The sequence below is a fragment of the Brachybacterium sp. AOP42-C2-15 genome (assembly GCF_052377065.1).
Classification (GTDB): Bacteria; Actinomycetota; Actinomycetes; order Actinomycetales; family Dermabacteraceae; genus Brachybacterium.
Genome location: NZ_JBQSWK010000081.1, coordinates 1 through 4,343 on the forward strand (window position 1 = coordinate 1; position 4,343 = coordinate 4,343).

General features: G+C 65.0%; 4 protein-coding genes and 1 pseudogene. All 5 read right to left on the bottom strand.

Going from position 1 to position 4,343, the window contains the following annotated elements:
* Window positions 1-68: 68 nt before the first annotated feature.
* A complete protein-coding gene (locus tag ACT3SQ_RS18935; RefSeq protein ID WP_444502648.1) occupies window positions 69-275 on the bottom strand; it encodes a hypothetical protein in 207 nt (68 codons plus the stop codon).
* Window positions 197-424: a twin-arginine translocation signal domain-containing protein gene (locus tag ACT3SQ_RS18940; RefSeq protein ID WP_444502641.1), complete on the bottom strand. Its 228-nt coding sequence runs from the start codon at window positions 422-424 to the stop codon at window positions 197-199. The genes ACT3SQ_RS18935 and ACT3SQ_RS18940 overlap by 79 nt, the downstream gene beginning before the upstream one ends.
* A 423-nt stretch (window positions 425-847) precedes the next feature.
* On the bottom strand, window positions 848-3,229 hold the full coding sequence (locus ACT3SQ_RS18945; RefSeq protein WP_444601599.1) for an FAD-dependent oxidoreductase: 2,382 nt from the start codon (window positions 3,227-3,229) through the stop codon (window positions 848-850).
* Between the two features lie 15 nt (window positions 3,230-3,244).
* Window positions 3,245-4,147: a carbohydrate ABC transporter permease gene (locus ACT3SQ_RS18950; protein WP_444502639.1), complete on the bottom strand. Its 903-nt coding sequence runs from the start codon at window positions 4,145-4,147 to the stop codon at window positions 3,245-3,247.
* A pseudogene (locus ACT3SQ_RS18955) lies at window positions 4,144-4,343 on the bottom strand (ABC transporter permease); the annotation flags it as partial. The pseudogene ACT3SQ_RS18955 and the gene ACT3SQ_RS18950, both read right to left, overlap by 4 nt.

Consider the following 4,343-nt stretch of genomic DNA (forward strand, 5'->3'; position numbering starts at 1 on the left):
GGTATGACGGGCCGGGCCTCGTGACGCTGACGCGGAAGATCACCGGCTGAGAGGCTGAGCCGCGGTCGTCAGCGTCCAGAGCGTCGCACCGCGACAAGCACGGAGAGTTCGGGCTCGTGGCCCACCACGACCACGAAGGTCACTGCGCCCTGGGTGCCGTATGCGAGGCGGTCTCTCTGCTTCTGCACGCCCTCGCCTAGATGCTCGACTGCGACCTGGGTCTCGACCTCCGGGCTCTCGAAGCCGGCCTCGGCGAAAATCTGGCCACCGTCCATCGGGGGTCTTCCGTGTTCTGGGGGCTGCAGGCAGTGGTGAGGAGGCCGGCGGCGGTGATGACGGCAGTGAGGCGCAGGAATCGTCGGCGGCTTACGGGGACTGTGTCTCCTGTTTGCTGCGAGGAGGAGGCAGGCTTGATGGTCCTCACCTCATGGAGCGGCCCAAGTGTTCAGTCAGTGCGACACGATGAGTCAGTACGATAGGACGGCGATGCCGGGCGGCGCGATGACTATCGCACGGACGCGACGCACAAGGCGTTCACGACCAGGGTCCCTCGGACCTCGGGCTCCGCAGCCCACTGACGGTCCCGGCGCCGCTGCGCGACGAGGATCTTCCTCCCCACCGGCGGCGGCGCTTTCTGCACGGAGGGCTGTGCGATCACGCCGCTCGGCCTGGGGATACCGAATGTTGCGCCGGCGGGAGCGCTCCGCCTCGCCGACTCCGCGCGGAAGTTCTTCGGCACCGTGGACGGCGCGGATCGGTGACATCCGGTTGCGTCAGCCGGGATCCGACCGCGTTCAGTGTCAGCCAGGAATGCTTGGTCTAGCGGCCGACCCTGAGCAGGGGAACGTCACTGGTCCGGTCCGTAGCAACGGACCTCGTAGACGGCAGCCGAGGGGTCCCCGTTGGTGGCCTGGACGACCAGACGCAGCGCGGTCGTCGTGACTGCGTGGGGGAGTTCATGGACTCTCCGCGGAAGCCCGTTTCCCGTCTGAGCGACGACCTCGTGCCACCCGGTCTCGGTCTTCGCGAGGATGCAGTAGTCCCGCACGGTCTGGGGGTCTGACCACATCTCCGGGGTCTGGTCGTACTCGCGAAGCAGGTTCCCCGCAAAACTCAGGTGGATCGACCCGATCTCCTGGGGCTCGTGCCAGTCGAGCTGGAGCCACTGCTCCAGGGGATGGCCGGGATCCGAGCGCCATGCATTGGGAGCATTGTGGGGACGCGCCGTGCCCGAGATGACGCTCATCGCGGGATAGGCATGCTGAGCAGGCTCTATACGGTGGCTCAGTGTCACTCCGGCACCGAAGCGACGCATGCGTCCGGGGGTCATCTCGAAGGCGGAGACCGCGCCAGGGAGAATCCGTCCGGCGGGGATCCATTCGACGTCAGGAGAAGCGCTGAGGTCGAGGCGGAGGTACTGCCCGCCGGGCTCACCGTGCCGCAGACGTGCGGGATCGATGGCGACATCCCACGTGACCCAGTGCTCTCCGGGCTCGACCTCGAGTACCGTCTTCTCGAGGGCCATGTCGGTGTCGACGCGGTAATCCCAGATGTGCTCGACCTGGGAGAGGACTGCCGGGATGCTGACGGGCGACGAACCGTGGTTCCGGAGCCTCACGCGCACTGAGCTCAGTCCGGGCGCGTCGGCTCCGGTCTCGACCGGGAACCACTGGCCGCGCAGGGATGTGAGGTGATCCTCCCGCTGCCGACCTCCTTCGCGAAGTCCGCCGGCGACCCAGGTGTCGCCGGGCGATGCCCCCAGGTAGGGCGCATCCGAGGAAGCGGACACCTCCGCATGACGCGCGAGGTCCTCGGGATCCTTATTTATCACGTGGGGCAGGAAGCAGCCGTCCTTGAGCAGCTGCTGCTGGACATCGCTCGCGTGGGAGAAGGGAAGATCGTGCAGAGCGACGTCGCGGGACAGGGCTAATGCAGCGGCCGTTCCCACGGCCTGTCCCATGGTGGCGGTGGTCGCCTGTACGCGGACCGAGCCGAGCGCCACGTGGGTGGCGGAGATGTTGCGTCCTGCCATCATCAGGTTGGTGACGTCTTTGGCGATGAGGGATCGCAAGGGGATGCCGAACGGGCCGACGTAGGCCCGCACTGATTCTTCGGAGCGCAGGTTATACCCCGCGGCGGCCGTCGGCTCGCTGGTCGGTGCGAGCAGCCCGCCGGGCGTGTGCAGATCGATGTTCCATCCGCCATAGGCGACCTCATCCTCGAACGGCTCCTCCCGGAAGAGGTCGTGCTCGGTCATCAGGTGAAGGCCCATGATGCGTCGGCTCTCGCGGGTGCCGGGCACCTGGCCGAGCCAATCCAGCGCGAGATTCTTCGTCTTCTCCCGAGTACGCGGATCCTTGTTCTTGATCCAGTCCCAGACCCCTAGCGTGTGGCGGGTGAGTTCATGGCGGATCTTCTCGGAGTCGGTGATCGTGTCCCACGGCTTCCCGAGCTCTATCCACCAGTACCCGCCGCGCACATCGTTCGGCACCCGGCCCTGCTTGTAGAAGAACTCGGGGTCGTCGTACTCCACTGCCCAGTCGGGAAGCTCGAAGCTCACCGGCCTGCCGACATCCTTCGTCTTGAAGTGCAGGGAGTTGCCCATGGTGTCGGGGGATGAGGTGAGCGGTGCATGCGGTTCGTCGAACTCCGACCGAGCCTCCTCGCCGTTCCGGAACTCGCATCCCGCGAGGACCGCGATGACCCCGTCTCCCGTGGAGTCCACGAAGATCTCTCCGTGGACCTCGGTCTCGGTCTCGGCCGCAGCGGTCCAGCACGTCGCCGATACGATCCGACCGTCCTGCACCGTCACGGAGCGCACGGACGTGTTCAGCATGAGAGTCAGGTTCTTCGTGCGCACCGCCATGTCGTACAGCGCGAGGTCCCAGACGCTGTTCGTCCAGCCGTTCTCGAAGATCGGCTCATGGTTTCTCATCCTCTCGGACGCCATGAGCTCGGCCAGCACTCCGCCTTCCCGTGCGTAGGCGTGATAGGTGCTGGCGCCGCGGGGGGATACACGGATCTCTGAGGAGCTGTTGCCTCCGAGGACCGGGCGATCCTGGACCAGGCACACATCGATGCCGGCGCGCGCAGCAGAGACGGCGGCGGCGAACCCTGCCAAGCCTGCTCCGCACACGACGAGCTCAAAGTGGTTGTTTTCGGGTTCCACGACTGCCTCTTTCTGAAGTCCTGTGGTCGATCCTTGGCGCAGAATTCTCGAGAGCAACACTCCGGTCGGATGGCATCAGCCCTTCAGGCCTGTGGTCGCGATGCCTTCGATCAGGCGTCGCTGGAAGATCATGAAGATGATGAAAACGGGCACGAGGGATAGCGTCGTCATCGCGAACAGCTGACCGTACGAGGATTCGCCCATGCTGTTCATGAACATGCGCAGGCCGAGCGGGACCGTGTAGCGGTTGATATCGGCCAGATAGATGAGCGGGCCCATGAAGTCTTCGTAGGTCCAGATGAACGTGAAGACTGCCGTGGTCGCCAGGGCGGGAGTCATCACCGGCAGCAGCACGCGATAGAACCTCTGGAAGTGATTGCACCCATCGATTTCCGCAGCTTCGTCCAGCTCCCGCGGGATGCTCCGCATGAACTGCACGAGGAGGAAGATGAAGAACGCGTCGGTGGCGAGGAACTTCGGAACTATCAGCGGCAGGTAAGTGTCCACCCATCCCACTGCGGTGAAGATCGTGTACTGGGGGATGAGGGTGGCGTGGCCCGGGAGCATCACCGTCGCCAGCATGAGCGCGAACCAGAATCGCTTCAGGGGGAAGTCGACGCGAGCGAACGCGTAGGCCGCCAGGGTGCAGGCGACGAGGTTCCCGACCACTGCGGCCCCGGCGACGACTGCTGAGTTGAGGAGGAAGCGGCCGAACCCCGGCGGGTTGGCGACCCATCCCTCCCCGTAGTTGTTGAGCACTATCTCGCTGGGGATCATCGAGCTGCTCGAGAAGATCTGATTCTCTGGGAGGACCGAGCTGCGCATCATCCACAGCAGCGGGTACAGCATCCCGATGCAGATCATGATGAGGAAGGCATGCAGAGCGATGCGCTTCAGCCGCAGCGCATCCTTCCGGCGCAGCCGGGGGGCCGGTGTGCTCTTGGTGGGTCGTTCATCGAGCGTGACCAAGGTTCTCACCGCCCTTCATCCGAGTAGAAGACCCAGCGCCGTGAGCTCAGGAACGCCACCGCGGTGAACGCGGCGATGATCGCGACGAGGATCCATGCCAGTGCGGATGCGTATCCCATCTCGAACTGGGTGAACGCCTTCTGGTAGAGGTACAGCGTGTAGAAGAGGGTCGATCCCACTGGGCCGCCTGACCCGTTGCTTATGA